The organism is Rhodococcus phenolicus (assembly GCF_001646785.1).
Lineage (GTDB): Bacteria > Actinomycetota > Actinomycetes > Mycobacteriales > Mycobacteriaceae > Rhodococcus > Rhodococcus phenolicus.
Map to the genome: position 1 here is coordinate 1 of NZ_LRRH01000188.1, position 1105 is coordinate 1105.

At 61.5% G+C, this 1105-nt stretch carries 1 protein-coding gene and 1 pseudogene; one reads left to right on the forward strand and one right to left on the reverse strand.

Translation table 11 applies throughout. From position 1 onward, the window contains the following. A pseudogene (locus A8G15_RS28740) lies at nucleotides 1-368 on the forward strand (IS256 family transposase); the annotation flags it as partial. A gap of 149 nt (nucleotides 369-517) precedes the next feature. On the opposite strand, the gene A8G15_RS31595 reads toward A8G15_RS28740, so the two are convergent. After that, the coding region (locus A8G15_RS31595; RefSeq protein WP_211270268.1) for a PIN domain-containing protein at nucleotides 518-1105 on the reverse strand (588 nt) is incomplete at its 5' end.

Sequence of the window (1105 nt, forward strand, 5' to 3'; positions counted from 1 at the left end):
GCTTGATCGCCTGCAACCACCTGTTCACCTGGATCGACCCGGAGCTGACCGACGACGAACACCCACTGCAGCGGACCACCTCACCGCTCGAAGGTGGCCCGAACAAGGCGATCAAGGACCTGTTCCGCACACACCGTGGGCTGCCGGTCGAGCACGCTCGTCGGGCCGCGGAATGGAAACTCAACAGTCTGACCGCCGAGCCCCGCGATCTGTGGGCTCTGGTCCGGCCCGAGCATTACACGCCGTCCCGCACGACGCGCCGCGACACCACCGAGGACGAACCGATCGGCCCGACCATGGGCACCGACTTCAGCTGGGAGGACGGAAACGGTCTTCAACAGGGTTGGGCGGGCAGATCACGCCGGTGAACCGAGCCGACACACCGGCAGCCGTACACACATTTTGGCCTATAACCCGAGTCTGCTGATCTGCAGAAAAAGAAAACCCGACCCACTAGGGGCCGGGTGAGTTATGAACACAGGCTAGCGCGAGGCTTCGGTCTGCGCAAGTCCGGATGCTACCAACCAGCCGGTTTGCTAACTCCCCCGACAGGATCAGCCAGTTGGTTCGTCAGGTAGTCCTGGACAACGAGGCCGCGGTTCCAGTGATGTCCAGCCCCAGGCACGTGGCCAGGGCGCAAATCTCCCGCGCTCGGGCCACCACGAGGATTGAGAATTGCGACGGGGATACGCCTGCGCGCCTCCGCCACAGGGAGCTTCAAGTCACTGTCGTTTGAAACGACTATCGCAGCGTCGATGTTGCCCGAGAACAAGTCGATGAGCAGATGCGATGCCACGTTCACATCGCTGCCCTTCTCCTCGTTATGCCAATACGAGACCATGAACCTCGCATCTGGAATCGTGCTCCGGGTTGAGTCCTGAACCATTACGGGCCACGCCGGCGTTGCCAGTTGGGGGCGCCCCTTCGGCCCTTTCACCGCCAATGGCGCGTACTTGACTCGCGACACGTAGTTTCCGTACTCGATCCAATCGACCATTTGCGACGCGGTCAAAGCCCTCAGGTATCGGTCCTGATCAGCTTGCGCCGATGGGTTCTGTACAGCATCAATCCGTGCAGTGCAGTAGACGGTCAAGCCCCTGGTAGT